This is a genomic window from Mycobacterium sp. pW045, from assembly GCF_041287085.1.
Taxonomy (GTDB): Bacteria; Actinomycetota; Actinomycetes; order Mycobacteriales; family Mycobacteriaceae; genus Mycobacterium; species Mycobacterium algericum_A.
The window spans coordinates 179,908-192,943 of sequence record NZ_JBGGKU010000007.1 but is presented as its reverse complement, the minus strand read 5'-3'; the positions used below and the strand labels follow the sequence as shown (position 1 = coordinate 192,943).

General features: G+C 66.7%; 17 protein-coding genes and 3 tRNA genes. 13 read left to right on the top strand and 7 right to left on the bottom strand.

Annotated elements, in window-relative coordinates:
- Positions 1 to 3 precede the first annotated feature (3 nt).
- On the top strand, positions 4 to 468 hold the full coding sequence (gene cynS / locus ACAG20_RS13635) for a cyanase (RefSeq protein WP_370492966.1): 465 nt from the start codon (positions 4 to 6) through the stop codon (positions 466 to 468).
- A gap of 5 nt (positions 469 to 473) precedes the next feature.
- On the top strand, positions 474 to 1,532 hold the full coding sequence (locus ACAG20_RS13630) for a patatin-like phospholipase family protein (RefSeq protein WP_370492883.1): 1,059 nt from the start codon (positions 474 to 476) through the stop codon (positions 1,530 to 1,532).
- A gap of 7 nt (positions 1,533 to 1,539) precedes the next feature.
- Here the strand turns inward: ACAG20_RS13630 and ACAG20_RS13625 are convergent, their stop codons facing one another.
- Together ACAG20_RS13625 and ACAG20_RS13620 are read right to left on the bottom strand one after the other, a co-directional pair.
- Positions 1,540 to 2,370: a hypothetical protein gene (locus ACAG20_RS13625; RefSeq protein ID WP_370492882.1), complete on the bottom strand. Its 831-nt coding sequence runs from the start codon at positions 2,368 to 2,370 to the stop codon at positions 1,540 to 1,542.
- 11 nt (positions 2,371 to 2,381) lie between these two features.
- Positions 2,382 to 3,110, bottom strand: a complete 729-nt coding sequence (locus tag ACAG20_RS13620) for an MBL fold metallo-hydrolase (RefSeq protein WP_370492881.1) — start codon at positions 3,108 to 3,110, stop codon at positions 2,382 to 2,384.
- 139 nt (positions 3,111 to 3,249) lie between these two features.
- On the opposite strand from ACAG20_RS13620, the gene ACAG20_RS13615 reads away from it, so the two are divergent.
- From ACAG20_RS13615 to rplA, 11 genes are all read left to right on the top strand, one after another.
- Positions 3,250 to 3,322: transfer RNA gene (locus ACAG20_RS13615), tRNA-Thr, on the top strand.
- Between the two features lie 38 nt (positions 3,323 to 3,360).
- A tRNA-Met gene (locus tag ACAG20_RS13610) sits at positions 3,361 to 3,434 on the top strand.
- 43 nt (positions 3,435 to 3,477) lie between these two features.
- Positions 3,478 to 3,645, top strand: a complete 168-nt coding sequence (rpmG, locus tag ACAG20_RS13605; RefSeq protein ID WP_013827599.1) for a 50S ribosomal protein L33 — start codon at positions 3,478 to 3,480, stop codon at positions 3,643 to 3,645.
- A gap of 12 nt (positions 3,646 to 3,657) precedes the next feature.
- On the top strand, positions 3,658 to 4,134 hold the full coding sequence (hadA, locus tag ACAG20_RS13600; RefSeq protein ID WP_112684477.1) for a (3R)-hydroxyacyl-ACP dehydratase subunit HadA: 477 nt from the start codon (positions 3,658 to 3,660) through the stop codon (positions 4,132 to 4,134).
- On the top strand, positions 4,121 to 4,558 hold the full coding sequence (gene hadB, locus ACAG20_RS13595; RefSeq protein ID WP_013827601.1) for a (3R)-hydroxyacyl-ACP dehydratase subunit HadB: 438 nt from the start codon (positions 4,121 to 4,123) through the stop codon (positions 4,556 to 4,558). Before hadA ends, hadB begins: the two co-directional genes overlap by 14 nt.
- 9 nt (positions 4,559 to 4,567) lie before the next feature.
- Positions 4,568 to 5,068, top strand: a complete 501-nt coding sequence (gene hadC / locus ACAG20_RS13590; protein WP_112684478.1) for a (3R)-hydroxyacyl-ACP dehydratase subunit HadC — start codon at positions 4,568 to 4,570, stop codon at positions 5,066 to 5,068.
- Positions 5,069 to 5,305: 237 nt separating this feature from the next.
- Positions 5,306 to 5,378, top strand: a tRNA-Trp gene (locus ACAG20_RS13585).
- 86 nt (positions 5,379 to 5,464) lie between these two features.
- Complete coding sequence (gene secE, locus ACAG20_RS13580) at positions 5,465 to 5,914, top strand: preprotein translocase subunit SecE (RefSeq protein ID WP_112684479.1); 450 nt, start codon at positions 5,465 to 5,467, stop codon at positions 5,912 to 5,914.
- A 25-nt stretch (positions 5,915 to 5,939) separates the two neighbouring features.
- Positions 5,940 to 6,740 (top strand): transcription termination/antitermination protein NusG, encoded by an 801-nt coding sequence (gene nusG / locus ACAG20_RS13575; protein ID WP_112684480.1) that lies wholly within the window; start codon positions 5,940 to 5,942, stop codon positions 6,738 to 6,740.
- A 27-nt stretch (positions 6,741 to 6,767) separates the two neighbouring features.
- Positions 6,768 to 7,196: a 50S ribosomal protein L11 gene (rplK, locus tag ACAG20_RS13570; protein ID WP_112684481.1), complete on the top strand. Its 429-nt coding sequence runs from the start codon at positions 6,768 to 6,770 to the stop codon at positions 7,194 to 7,196.
- A 150-nt stretch (positions 7,197 to 7,346) separates the two neighbouring features.
- The gene (gene rplA, locus ACAG20_RS13565) at positions 7,347 to 8,054 is read left to right on the top strand and encodes a 50S ribosomal protein L1 (RefSeq protein WP_112684482.1); all 708 of its coding nucleotides are present in this window, start codon (positions 7,347 to 7,349) and stop codon (positions 8,052 to 8,054) included.
- 62 nt (positions 8,055 to 8,116) lie between these two features.
- Here rplA and ACAG20_RS13560 read toward each other — a convergent pair whose 3' ends face one another.
- From ACAG20_RS13560 to ACAG20_RS13540, 5 genes are all read right to left on the bottom strand, one after another.
- Positions 8,117 to 9,007, bottom strand: a complete 891-nt coding sequence (locus ACAG20_RS13560) for a cyclopropane mycolic acid synthase family methyltransferase (protein ID WP_370492965.1) — start codon at positions 9,005 to 9,007, stop codon at positions 8,117 to 8,119.
- 174 nt (positions 9,008 to 9,181) lie between these two features.
- Positions 9,182 to 10,045, bottom strand: a complete 864-nt coding sequence (locus tag ACAG20_RS13555; RefSeq protein ID WP_370492880.1) for a cyclopropane mycolic acid synthase family methyltransferase — start codon at positions 10,043 to 10,045, stop codon at positions 9,182 to 9,184.
- An 82-nt stretch (positions 10,046 to 10,127) separates the two neighbouring features.
- Positions 10,128 to 11,033: an alpha/beta fold hydrolase gene (locus ACAG20_RS13550; RefSeq protein WP_370492879.1), complete on the bottom strand. Its 906-nt coding sequence runs from the start codon at positions 11,031 to 11,033 to the stop codon at positions 10,128 to 10,130.
- A gap of 2 nt (positions 11,034 to 11,035) precedes the next feature.
- A complete protein-coding gene (locus ACAG20_RS13545; protein ID WP_370492878.1) occupies positions 11,036 to 12,382 on the bottom strand; it encodes an ABC1 kinase family protein in 1,347 nt (448 codons plus the stop codon).
- A gap of 50 nt (positions 12,383 to 12,432) precedes the next feature.
- Positions 12,433 to 13,035, bottom strand: a complete 603-nt coding sequence (locus ACAG20_RS13540) for a DinB family protein (RefSeq protein ID WP_370492877.1) — start codon at positions 13,033 to 13,035, stop codon at positions 12,433 to 12,435.
- Between the last annotated feature and the right edge of the window lies 1 nt (position 13,036).

Below are 13,036 nucleotides of genomic sequence, written 5' to 3'. Positions count from 1 at the left end.
GGCATGCTGGAAGCCATGAACCGAAGCGAGATCACCGAGCAGATCGTGGCCGCCCGGCTGGCCAAGGGCCTGAGCTGGCAGGAGCTGGCCGACGCGATCAACCGGCCGGTGGTGTGGACGACGTCGGCGCTGCTGGGCCAGCAACCCATCCCCGCCGAGCTGGGCGAGATCGTGGTCGGCCTGCTGGGATTGGATCGCGCCGTGGTGCCGGTGCTGGCCGCGGTGCCGATACGCGGCGGGTCGCCCGGCGCGGTCCCTGCCGACCCGACGATCTACCGGCTGCACGAGGCGGTGAGCGTCTACGGCCCGGCGATCAAGGAACTGATCCACGAGCAGTTCGGCGACGGCATCATGAGCGCGATCAATTTCAGCGTGGACATCGACAAGAAGCAGCATCCCGGCGGTGACCGGGTGGTCATCACTTTCGACGGCAAATTCCTGCCCTACGAGTGGAATTCAGCGGACTGAGTCCGATGGCCGCCCGCCGATCCGGCACGACCGCCCCGCTGACCGCTGACCTGGTGCTGTCCGGCGGGGGAGTCCGGTTCATCGGGCTGGTCGGTTCGGTGGTCGCGCTGATGGACGCCGGTTACTCGGTGCAGCGCATCTCCGGGGTGTCCGGCGGCTCGGTGGTCGGCACCATCCTGGCCGCGGCCGCACAAGGCGATCAGCTGACCGCGGCGCAGATCAAGGAGTTGGCGCTGTCGGTGCCCCTGGACACCTGGCGTGACACCGACCTACCGGTCCCGCTGCTGGGGGCGGCCTACGGGTTCCTGCGCGACAGCGGTCTGTACCGCGGCGACGTCGCCCACGACTGGATTCGCGGTGAGCTGGCGAACCTGGGCGTGCGCACCTGGGGTGACCTGGCCTACGACCATGACAACCTGCTGGCCGAGCGGCGCTACCGGGCGGTGGTCACGGTGACCGACGTGACCACCGGCCAGCTGGTCCGACTGCCGTGGGACTACCGGCGGGTCTACGGACTCGATCCCGACGAACAGTCCGTCGCCGACGCGGTCCGCGCCTCGATGTCGGTGCCGTTCTTCTACCGCCCGATGACGCTGACCAGCGCCGACGGGCGACGCTCCACCCTGGTCGACGGCGGAGTGCTGTCGAACTTCCCGATCTACACCTTCGACCGGCTCGACGGCCGGGTACCGCTGTGGCCCACCTTCGGGGTGACGGTGGTGCCCGAGCTGTCCGGCGGCGAGATCGGCGACATGGTCCCCGGGCTGCGCCCACTGCGCATGTTCGGGCAGTCGCGGCTGCTGGAGAACCTGATCAGCACGCTGCTGATCGGCCACGACCAGACCTACCTGAACCAACCGTGGGTCAGCGTGCGCGCCATCAAGGTCAACCCGACCGACGTCGGCGTGCTGGACTTCGGGATCTCCCGCGACCGGCTCGAAGAGCTCTTCAATAACGGCTACACCGCAACGCAGGACTTCCTGGCGACCTGGGACTGGCCGGCCTACCTGGAGCAGTTCCGGGTCACCCACTACCCCGGCGGCGGTCCGGCCCGCCCGGAGTGATGCCGCCTCAGTGGCGGTGCTTGCCCAGCTCCGCGCTGGCGTCACCGAGTCGCACCGTGATGTCGGTGTTGCCGGCGCCATCCAGCTGCTCGCGGCCCCGCAGCCGGTCCTGGATCTCGCGGGCCGCCCCGTTGATCCGCTCGATCTCGGCGCGGAACACGTCCGGGCGGGTCTCCTTGGACGCGTAGTGGAAGTAGCTGAGCAGGCTGCGCAGCAGCTCCAGCTTCTGCTTCTCCCGCTTGGCCAGGTCGTGCGTCGTCATCAACTCGACCCGCCGCACCGGGGGCAGGTCACCCCAGTCGAGCGTCACCTTGTTCTCGTAGCGGGTGCGCTTGCCGCGCCCGAACCAGCCTTTGGGCTCCTCGGGGGTGTCGTAGTAGCTGACCGTCCCGGTGAACCGCGACTCGATGCCCTCGCCGAGTTCAGCCCGGTCGATCGCCGAGTCCCACACCGTGCGCCACTCCTGGTTGGGCGCCAGCACCGTCAGCTCCTCGGGCAACTGCAAGGCCACCACGTCGGCGTAGCCGTCCGAGGCCGTCTCGTAGCGCGCCACCGTGGGCGGCTGGACGAACGAGAACCCGATGTCGTAGGCGGCGGTCTTGCCGAAGTTGCGCACCACCAGCTCGATGACGTGCCAGTCCGCGGCGTGCGGCTCCATGAACATCGCCACGTGCGGGCGGGTCTGCTCGGCGGCCGCCCGCCGGTTGCGCTGCAGCTGTCGGTTCAGGTAGATCAGCGCCAGCACGGTGATCCCGATCGCCAGCCACGCGGCAAACGCCAGCCACGCCTCCGGCCCCGCATGCGTGATGTCGTACCAGCGATCCTCTACTGATCCCATCGGCTATCCCCTCATCCGCCCATCAGCATGCGCCACCGGTCCAGGCTGTCGGCGCGAAACACGTAGTTGGATCGCTTCACCTCCGAGAGTGCGGCGCTCGGGTCAGCGGAATACCAATGGCCGGGAAACACCGTCGGGTCGCCGGGCAGGGCGGCCAGCTGCTGCAGGCTGCGATACATCTCATCGGAGTCCCCGCCCGGGAAATCGGTGCGCCCGCAGCCGTCCAGGAACAACGTGTCCCCGGCGACCAGCCGGCCTTCTCGACCGGACCCGAGCAGGAAACACTGACTGCCCGGGGTGTGCCCGGGGGTGTGCAGCAGCTCGATCTCGATGTCGCCGACACTGACCTTGTCGCCGTGTTCATGCGAGGTCAGGTCCGCCATCGCAATCCCGGTGATCCGCGAAACCCACTGGGCCTCATGGGTGTTCACGTGAACCGGGACGCTGACCCGCTCCAGCAGCTCGGCGAGGCCCTTCAGTTCGAAGCCCATCATCGAGCCGCCCACGTGATCGGGATGGTGATGGGTCACCAGCACCCCCGACAGCCGCATGTCGTCGGTCTCCACCGTGTCGAGCAGGTCGCCGGCGGCGTAGGCCGGGTCGACTACCACGGCGTCGCCGGTCTGCCGGTCACCGATCAGGTACGCGAAATTGCGCATCTGGGCGGCCATCGGGTCCCCGACCGCGAAATCGCGTCCGGAGAGCAACTGGCGGAAATACAGCCTGTCGGATTCGGGCACGCCCTCCACCCTAAAGCAGTCGATTGCAACTGCGGCGGAGCCGGGCGCAGGGGCTACCGGCCACTGCGGTTTGGTGACCTCATGGCCGAGGTTGTAACCTTCTACAGGCTTACGGCGCCGCAACGCCGCCGTGGGCGAGGCCCCCTTAGCTCAGTCGGCAGAGCGTTTCCATGGTAAGGAAAAGGTCAACGGTTCGATTCCGTTAGGGGGCTCGGTGGACGCCGGGCCTGCTGGCAGGTGTATTACCCGCGGCGATGTAGCTCAGTTGGTTAGAGCGAACGACTCATAATCGTTAGGTCGCCGGTTCAAGTCCGGCCATCGCTACAACGACAACCAGCGCAACAACAGACGAAAGAGGGCAGCTGACGTGGCCTCCAGCACCGATGTGCGGCCGAAGATCACCTTGGCCTGTGAGGTGTGCAAGCACCGCAACTACATCACCAAGAAGAACCGCCGCAACGACCCCGACCGGCTGGAGCTGAAGAAGTTCTGCCCCAACTGCGGCAAGCACCAGTCTCACCGCGAATCACGCTAGGTAGCGCGAACCGTGTCGTTGGCCGAGCGCCTCGCCGGGGCGCACTACCGCTACCCCGACCACTACGAGGTGGAGCGGGAGAAGATCCGTGAATACGCTCGCGCGGTCAAGGCCGTGGACCCGGCCAGTTTCGACCTGCGGGCGGCCGCGGGCCTCGGCTACGAGGGCCTGGTAGCCCCGCTGACCTACATCTCGGTGTTCGGGCACAAGGCGATCTCGTCGTTCTTCGAGCACGTCGGTGTCGCCGTCGATGACGCCCAGATCGTCCAGGTCGACCAGAAGCTGGAGTTTCACCAGCCGATCAAGGAAGGCGATCGGCTCTACTGCGACGTCTCGGTCGAATCGGTTCGCCGCGCACACGGCACCGACATCATCATGACCAGGCAGGTGGTCACCAACGCTGCCGGTGAGACCGTGCAGGAGACATACACGACGCTGGCGGGCCGCGCCGGCGAGGGAGAAAAGGGTTTCACCGATGGCGTTGCGTGAGTTCAGTTCGGTCAAGGTCGGCGATCAGCTGCCGGAACGGGTCATCCCGCTCACCCGGCAGGACCTGGTGAACTACGCCGGCGTATCCGGCGACCTGAACCCGATCCACTGGGACGACGAGATCGCCCAGCAGGTCGGCCTGGACACCGCGATCGCCCACGGCATGCTGACCATGGGTCTCGGCGGCGGCTACGTCACCGCCTGGGTGGGTGACCCGGGCGCGGTGACCGAGTACAACGTCCGCTTCACCTCCGTGGTGCCGGTGCCCAACGACGGCAAGGGCGCCGAGATCACCTTCAGCGGCCGGGTGAAGTCGGTCGACCCCGAAACGAAGTCGGTGACGGTCGCGCTGACCGCCACTGCCAGCACCAACGCGGACAAGAAGATCTTCGGACGGGCGGTCGCCTCGGCGAAGCTCGCCTAGGGGAAAACGATGGCGATTAAAACCGACATCCGAGGGCTGATCTGGCGCTACCCCGAGCCGTTCGTGGTGGGCCGCGAGAAGATCCGCGAGTTCGCCAACGCGATCAAGGCCGAGGACCCCGCCTGCTACGACGAGAAGGCGGCGGCCGAACTGGGCTACGACGCGCTGCTGGCGCCGCTGACCTATGTGGCGATCCTGGCCAAGCTGGTGCAGTCGGACTTCTTCCGCAACGTCGACACCGGCTACACCACCATGCAGATGGTGCAGGTCGACCAGGGGTTCACCTTCCACCGGCCGATCAAGGCCGGCGACGTCCTCTACGCCCGGATGGAGATCGCGTCGGTCAACGAACGCTTCGGCGCTGACATCGTCACCACCCGCAACATCTTGACCGACCCCGACGGCGACGTCGTGTTGGAGGCGTTCACCACGATGATGGGCCATGAGGGCGACGATTCGGTCAGCCTGAAGTGGGACGCCGAATCCGGTCAGGTCGTCCGAACGGCCTGATTAGTTGCGGCTGTCCCGGCTTCGGCTCACCTCCGCCGTCCCTTCGGGCCGACTCCGGTGAGCCTCGCCGAACAGCCTGATTAGTAACTGACCCGGGCGGCGAGGTACACTCGAATCTCGGGGTTTTCCCAGCACTAGCGCGCTTTCCGTGAGCGAACGGGGAGCGCGCGAATTGTGTGGGCCGGACACGGTGCACAGGTGAAGCTCGGAACGCGCAGGTTGGCCTGCCAACCGCGAAGGGGCGTAGCTCAACTGGCAGAGCAGCGGTCTCCAAAACCGCAGGTTGCAGGTTCAAGTCCTGTCGCCCCTGCTGACGTGCCATGGTGGACAGTGGACACTGGACACTGCCGGGCACGGTACGGCAATACGTAAGCGAGAAGAACGAAGGAGCATGCGGTGACCGACGAGCTCGACCGTCCCGACGCCGCAGCCGGCGGCGACAGCGAGGCCGACTCCACCGGCCGCGGTCGCACGGCCGTGGCGAGCATGCAGGTCGGCGTGCCGCTGCGGCCCACCGGTAAGCGCTCCCGGCGCCGTGGGGCCGCCGATGGCGACGCCGCCGAGCCGGAGTCGACGGCGACGGAGCTGGGCACGGACGACACCGGCGTCAAGAAGGCCAAGAAGGCCAAGAAGAAGGCGGACGGGCCGTCGCGCAATCCGTTCGTTTTCGTTTTGAACTATCTCAAGCAGGTCGTCGGCGAGCTTCGCAAGGTGATCTGGCCGAACCGCAAGCAGATGGTCACCTACACCGCGGTGGTGCTGGCGTTCCTGGTCTTCATGGTGGCTCTGGTCGCCGGGGCGGACTACGGATTCGCCAAGCTGATCCTGCTGGTGTTCGGCGAGTGAAGTAATTAGGGAAGGACTGACAACCGTGACTACCTTCGACGGCGATACGCCCGCGGGCGAGCCGGTCGACGTGGCGGAGACGACCGAGGCGCCTGCCGAGGCCCCGGCTGAAGAGACCGTTGCGGCTGCTGACGCCGCTGAGACCGCGGAGGGCGCCGAGCCGGCCGAAGCCGAGCCGGCCGAAGCCGAGCCGGCGGAGGAGCTCGACCCCGCGGCGGCCCTGAAGGCGGAGCTGCGCACCAAGCCGGGCGACTGGTACGTCATCCACTCCTACGCCGGCTACGAGAACAAGGTGAAGGCCAACCTCGAGACCCGCGTGCAGAACCTCGACGTCGGCGACTACATCTTCCAGGTGGAGGTGCCCACCGAAGAGGTCACCGAGATCAAGAACGGCCAGCGCAAGCAGGTCAACCGCAAGGTGCTGCCGGGCTACATCCTGGTACGGATGGACCTGACCGACGACTCCTGGTCGGCGGTGCGCAACACCCCGGGTGTCACCGGGTTCGTCGGCGCCACGTCGCGCCCGACCTCGCTGCCGCTGGACGACGTGGTCAAGTTCCTGCTGCCGCAGGGCGCGGCCAAGAAGCAGGGGCGCGGCGCCGCGGCGGCCACGGCGACCACGCACGACGGCGGTCTGGAGCGGCCGGTCATCGAGGTCGACTACGAGGTCGGCGAGTCGGTCACCGTCATGGACGGCCCGTTCGCGACGCTGCCCGCCTCGATTTCCGAGGTCAACGCCGAGCAGCAGAAGCTCAAGGTGCTGGTGTCCATCTTCGGTCGCGAGACACCTGTGGAACTGACCTTCAACCAGGTCTCCAAGATCTAAGTAGTAGCGAAAGGAACACCAACACTCATGGCCCCGAAGAAGAAGGTCGTCGGTCTGATCAAGCTGCAGATCGAAGCCGGCCAGGCCAATCCCGCGCCGCCGGTGGGACCCGCGCTCGGTCAGCACGGCGTCAACATCATGGAGTTCTGCAAGGCGTACAACGCCGCCACGGAGAACCAGCGCGGCAACGTCGTCCCGGTGGAGATCACCGTCTACGAGGACCGCAGCTTCACCTTCGCGCTCAAGACCCCGCCGGCCGCCCGGTTGCTGCTCAAGGCTGCCGGCATCGCCAAGGGTTCGGCCGAGCCGCACAAAACGAAGGTCGCCAAGGTGAGCTGGGACCAGGTCCGCGAGATCGCCGAGACCAAGAAGGCCGACCTCAACGCCAACGACGTCGAGGCCGGAGCCAAGATCATCGCCGGCACCGCCCGCTCCATGGGCATCACCGTCGAGTAGTACCCCTCGACGAATCGACCGAGCACGACCGAGCGGGGCGAGGAACGAGCCCCAGCGAGGGAATGCGAGGGAGCATTCGGCGAGAAACAAGTACGTGGGAGGGCCAGCTTCGGCCCGCAAACCACAACCAACCACGAGATTGGATAACCGATGAGCAAGAACAGCAAGGTCTACCGCGCCGCCGCCGAGAAGGTGGACCGCGACAACCTCTACACCCCGTTGCAGGCCGCCAAGCTGGCCAAGGAGACGTCGTCGACCAAGCAGGACGCCACCGTCGAGGTGGCCATCCGGCTCGGCGTGGACCCGCGTAAGGCCGACCAGATGGTCCGCGGCACCGTGAACCTGCCGCACGGCACCGGTAAGACCGCCCGGGTCGCGGTGTTCGCGGTCGGCGAGAAGGCCGAGCAGGCCACCGCCGCCGGCGCCGACGTGGTCGGTAGCGACGACCTGATCGAGAAGATCCAGGGTGGTTTCCTCGACTTCGACGCCGCGATCGCCACCCCCGACCAGATGGCCAAGGTCGGTCGCATCGCCCGCGTGCTGGGCCCGCGCGGCCTGATGCCCAACCCCAAGACCGGCACCGTCACCCCCGACGTCGCCAAGGCCGTCTCCGACATCAAGGGCGGCAAGATCAACTTCCGGGTGGACAAGCAGGCCAACCTGCACTTCGTCATCGGCAAGGCCTCGTTTGACGAGTCCAAGCTGGCGGAGAACTACGGCGCCGCCCTCGATGAGGTGCTGCGGCTCAAGCCGTCGTCGTCGAAGGGCCGTTACCTCAAGAAGATCGTGATCTCGACGACGACCGGCCCCGGCATTCCGGTGGACCCGGCCGTCACCCGCAACTTCACGGCTGAGTAGGCACGCACTGGAAAAGCCCCCGCCCGCTTGCGCGTGACGGGGGCTTTTCTACGTGATCTGGCTCAGGCCGCTTGCTTGACGTAGCTGACCAGGCTGACGTCCAGGGCCTCGTCGGTGAAGTAGTACTCGCAGCCACGCAGATACTTCATGTAGCGCTGGTAGACCTCTTCGGACTGGATCGCGACCGCTTCGTCGTGGTGCGCCTCCAGCGCGTCACCCCAGATCCGCAGGGTCTTGATGTAGTGCGACCGGAGTGAAAGCGCTTCGGGCACAGTGAAACCGGCCTTCTCGCCGTGCTCCACCATCATGTCGGTGGTGGGCAGCCGCCCGCCCGGGAAGATCTCGGTGAGGATGAACTTGATGAACCGGGCCGTCTCGAACGTCAGCTTCTTGCCGCGCGCGTTGAGGTCATACGGATGGAAGCTGACACTGCTCTGGATGGCCATCCGGCCGTCGGCCGGCATGATCTCGAAACAATTCTTGAAGAAGTCGTCATAGTTCTCGAAGCCGAAATGCTCGAACGCCTCGATCGAGACGATCCGATCCACCGGCTCGTTGAACTCCTCCCAGCCCTGCAGCAGCACCCGGCGGGAACGCTCGGTGTCGATCTCGTCGAGCAGGCGCTGGGAGTAGACGTGCTGGTTTTTGCTCAGCGTCAGCCCGATCACGTTGACGTCGTACTTCTCGACGGCGCGCTTCATGGTCCCGCCCCAGCCGCAGCCGATGTCGAGCAGCGTCATCCCGGGCCGCAGGTTCAGCTTGTCCAGGTTCAGGTCGACCTTGGCGACCTGCGCCTCCTCCAACGAGATGCCCGGCGGCTCGAAGTACGCGCAGCTGTAGGTCCGGCTCGGGTCCTGGAATAGCGCGAAGAAGTCGTCGGACAGGTCGTAGTGGGCCTGGATGTTCTCGAACTTCGGACGCATCCCCGCGGCGCGTTTGGCCTTGTCCACCATCTGTTTGTCCACCATTTGTGACTGGTTGCCTTCCTGATGTAACCCGTCGTGACCGGACCTGGCGGTTGCCGTCTGGTCCGTGCCGGTCAACTGTTGCAGCTTAGCGGGTTGAGGGTGAATCGGTTGACGTGAAATGTAGCCAAGCCGTAGCCCCCACGGCAGGCGGATCCCCCGCTATTTCTCCAGCGTGTACTGGTGGACGCTGTTGTAGCCCTCGCGGAACAGCTTGATGCAGCCGTTGAGGTACTTTTCGTAGCGGTCGTAGACCTCCTGGCCCTGCAGGGCCAAGGCCTCTTCCTTGCGGGCGGCCAACGCCTCGGCCCAGTCGCGAAGGGTCGGCGCGTAGTTGGGCCCGATCTCGTCGTCGCGGGTGCAACGGAACCCGGCCTCGGCGGCGTAGAGCCGCGGCATCTCCGCCGACGGCAGCTGACCGCCCGGGAAGATCTCCTTCATGATGAACAAGGTGAACTTGGCCAGGTCCATGGTCAGCGGGATGCCCTTGCGCTGCGCTTCGTCCTGGCCGCTGATGGCGGTGATGGTGTGCAGCAGCATCCGGCCGCCGTCGGGCAGCGCGTTGTAGGTGATCTCGAAGAAGTCCGGCCAGCGCTTGCGGCCGTAGTGCTCGAATGAGCCGATCGACACGATCCGGTCCACCTTGTCGGTGAACTCCTCCCACCCCTGCAGCCGCACCTCGAAGTCGCGGTTGGTCTCCGCCTGCGACAGTTTCTTGATGGCGTACTCGCGCTGCTCCTCCGACAGCGTGAGCCCGATGACGTTGACGTCGAACTTCTCCAACGCCCGCTGCATGCCGCCCCCCCAGCCGCAGCCGACGTCGAGCAATGTCATGCCCGGACGCAGATCCAGTTTGCCCAACGCCAGGTCGAACTTGGCGATCTGGGCCTCGTCGCGGGTGGTGTCGGCACGTTCGTAGTACCCGCAGGTGTAGCCCATGGTCGGGCCCAGGAACAACTCGAAGAACTCATTGGAGATGTCGTAGATCGACTGCAGTTCTTCGTACTTGGGTTCCAATTTCGGCATGGTTCGGTTTACTCACGATCTTCTGGGGGATAGGAGGAGGCCCCGACATCGTACCGTCTGGTGTTAGCCGGACAACAATTAGCTAGTGGCCGGCGGCAAACGTGGTGGTCAACTCGGTGATCACCGGATCCCACAGCTCCTCGGGAAGGTCATGTCCCATGCCTTCGAACAGCACCAGCCGGGCCCGGTCGATGGCATCGGCGATCGCCCGCCCGCCCGATGGCCGCATCAACTTGTCGGCCAGGCCGTGGATGACCACCGTCGGCGCGGTGATCAGTTGGTTGTAGGCGGCCAGGCTCCCGCTGGCCAGAATGGCGCCGAACTGGCGGGCGATGCCCCACGGGTAGTAGCTGCGTTCGTAGGCCTCGATGACATTGGCCCGCAACTGCTCCTCCGGGGTCGGGTAGCCGGGGCTGCCGATGATCCGGCTGGCCCGCACCGCGTTGTCGATGATCACCTCCCGCGGCGAGTCCGGCGGTGGCCCGGACAGCAGCGCCAGCAACGCGCGCGGCGCCGGCGGGGGCAGGAACCGGCGGTTGTTGCTGGAGAAGATCACGCCCAGCGACCGGGTCCGCTCGGCGAACCGGGCCGCGAACACCTGGGCGATCATTCCGCCCATCGAGGCGCCGACCACGTGAGCCCTGTCGATGCCCAGGTGATCCAGCAGCGCGGCGGCGTCGTCGGCCATGTCCTCCAGGGTGTAGACCGCTGAGCCGGGCTTGCCCAGCCAGAATCGCGCCATCCGGGGCACCAGTGCGCCGCGGGCATGCTTGCGGCCCAACTTGCTGGAAAGACCCACATCCCGGTTGTCGTAGCGGATCACCCGCAGCCCCTGGGCTACCAGCTTCTCGCAGAAGCCGGTGCGCCACAGCAGCAGCTGCGCCCCCAGGCCCATCACCAGCAGCACCGGCGGGTCGTCCGGGCTGCCCATGTCCTCGTAGAAGATCTCCAGTTCGCCGGAGCGAGCGGTGCCGCTGCGCACCTCCACGGCTACACCTCCGGTGCTTCGTTGTGTTCACGGCTGACGTCGACCATGAAGTTGGCGAAGTAGCCGGTCAGTTGTGGATCGGACATCATCTGCCAGCGCGGCGCCAGCAGCTTCATGTAGCGCTCCACATAGAGGAACTGCTTGCCGATCAACACCAGCTCGCGTGGCAGCTTGACGTCGTAGGCGTCGGCCAGCGCGCCGAGTTGCCGGCCGATCTCGGCGTAAGACAGGTCGCCGAGGGTCTTCATGGTCAACGGGGTGGAGAACGCCTCCAGATCCTTGGCGGCCTGCGCCTCGGGCTTCATCGTGCCGACCGCGCCCATCAGCACCACGATCTTGCCGGCCGCGGCGTGGTCCTTTTTGACCAGCAGCGCATACACCAGTTCGCGCAGCAGCCACCGGGTGCGCGGGTCGATGCGGCCCATGATCCCGAAGTCCAGGAATACCACGCGCCCCTGGTCGTCGACGAGCAGGTTGCCGGCGTGCAGGTCACCGTGGAACAGGCCGTGTCGCAGCCCGCCCTCGAAGGTGGAGAACAGCAGCGCCTTGACCAACTCCACGCCGTCGAAGCCGGCCTTGCGGATGGCCGGGGCGTCGTCGATGCGCACGCCGGAGACCCGCTCCATGGTGAGCACCCGCTCGCTGGTGAAGTCCCAGTGCACGTCGGGCACCTTGATGTTGCGGCCCAGCGGTGAGGCGTGCAGGTGCGACACCCAGGTCTGCATGGACTGCGCCTCGATGCGGAAGTCCAGCTCCTCGGCGAGGTTGTCGGAGAAGTCGGCGACGACGTCCTGCGCCGACAGTCGGCGGCCCAGCTTGGCCAGCTCGACGAGTTGCGCGAACCGTTTGAGGATCTGCAGGTCGGCGGCCACCCGGCGGCGGATGCCCGGGCGCTGGATCTTGACGACGACGTCCTCGCCGCTGTGCAGTGTGGCGAAGTGGACCTGGGCGATGGACGCCGACGCGATCGGGGTCTCGTCGAACTTCGCGAACAGCTGCTGCGGTTCGGCGCCCAGTTCTTCGACAAGCAGCTTGTGCACCGCTGCCGGGTCGGCCGGGGGAACCGAGTCCAGCAGGCCGCGGAATTCGCGCGACAGCGGCTCGCCGAACGCCCCGGGGCTCGAGGCGATGATCTGGCCGAACTTGACGTAGGTGGGTCCCAGGTCGGCGAAGGTCTGCGGCAGTTCCCGGATCACCTTCTGCTGGATGGGGCCCGGCTCGAGCAGCCGGGTGAAGACCCGGGTGGCGGCGCGGGTGAGCTGCCACCCGGTGGCGCCGATGCGGGCGGCCTCGACCGGCAGTGGCACCCGGTCCAGCCGGGCCACCTGGCGGGGTGGGGTCGAACTCATTGCTGCAGTCTGCCAAATCACCGGCGGAAGTTCTCCGCCAGCGCACCGTGCTACGCCGTGGCGCCTGGTCGCCAGGGGGTCAGCCATGCGGTCGGTTCCCAGCCCTCGAACCCGGCGATCAGTTCGTACATGGTGGCATCGTCGATGCTTTCCCGGATGATGTCGGCGTGCCCGGCGTGCCGCGCCAGCTCGTTGATCACGTGGTGGAACACCCAGCGCACCGTCCACGCGTCGACGTCGGCGGGGAACCACGGTGCGTCGCGCGGCACCGGCACCGCGGCGTCGAGGTCGGCGGACTCCAACAGGCGCAGCGTCTCGGCGTTTTGCGCCGCGAACGCCTCCAGTGCCCCGGCCAGGCTTTCGTCCTGGCGCAGTACGTACTGGTCCTGGTATTCGCGGGCCCTCTGCTCGCCCGGTCGGCTGTCCGCGGCCGGTGCGGCCGGCGCGGCGGCGACGCGGGACATCCAGCTGCGTTGCATCCCGGTGGCGTGCTTGATCAACGCGCCGATCGACAGGGAACTGGCGGTCGGGGTGGCACGGGCCTGCTCATCGGTGAGGCCGTAGGCCACCGCGAAGTAGGCGCTTTGGTGATAGGCCACGAATTGGCGCAGGGCGTCGCGTTCGTCGGTCACCGGTGGTGCAAGCCCGGGCATG

What these genes read in the sequence shown, in the direction of transcription:
- cynS (WP_370492966.1), top strand. Translation starts at nt 4, where the DNA reads ATGCTGGAAGCCATGAACCGAAGCGAGATCACCGAGCAGATCGTGGCC.
- ACAG20_RS13630 (WP_370492883.1), top strand. Translation starts at nt 474, where the DNA reads ATGGCCGCCCGCCGATCCGGCACGACCGCCCCGCTGACCGCTGACCTG.
- ACAG20_RS13625 (WP_370492882.1), bottom strand. Translation starts at nt 2,370, where the DNA reads ATGGGATCAGTAGAGGATCGCTGGTACGACATCACGCATGCGGGGCCG.
- hadB (WP_013827601.1), top strand. Translation starts at nt 4,121, where the DNA reads ATGGCGTTGCGTGAGTTCAGTTCGGTCAAGGTCGGCGATCAGCTGCCG.
- hadC (WP_112684478.1), top strand. Translation starts at nt 4,568, where the DNA reads ATGGCGATTAAAACCGACATCCGAGGGCTGATCTGGCGCTACCCCGAG.
- rplK (WP_112684481.1), top strand. Translation starts at nt 6,768, where the DNA reads ATGGCCCCGAAGAAGAAGGTCGTCGGTCTGATCAAGCTGCAGATCGAA.
- rplA (WP_112684482.1), top strand. Translation starts at nt 7,347, where the DNA reads ATGAGCAAGAACAGCAAGGTCTACCGCGCCGCCGCCGAGAAGGTGGAC.
- ACAG20_RS13560 (WP_370492965.1), bottom strand. Translation starts at nt 9,007, where the DNA reads ATGGTGGACAAGGCCAAACGCGCCGCGGGGATGCGTCCGAAGTTCGAG.
- ACAG20_RS13555 (WP_370492880.1), bottom strand. Translation starts at nt 10,045, where the DNA reads ATGCCGAAATTGGAACCCAAGTACGAAGAACTGCAGTCGATCTACGAC.
- ACAG20_RS13545 (WP_370492878.1), bottom strand. Translation starts at nt 12,382, where the DNA reads ATGAGTTCGACCCCACCCCGCCAGGTGGCCCGGCTGGACCGGGTGCCA.
- ACAG20_RS13540 (WP_370492877.1), bottom strand. Translation starts at nt 13,035, where the DNA reads ATGCCCGGGCTTGCACCACCGGTGACCGACGAACGCGACGCCCTGCGC.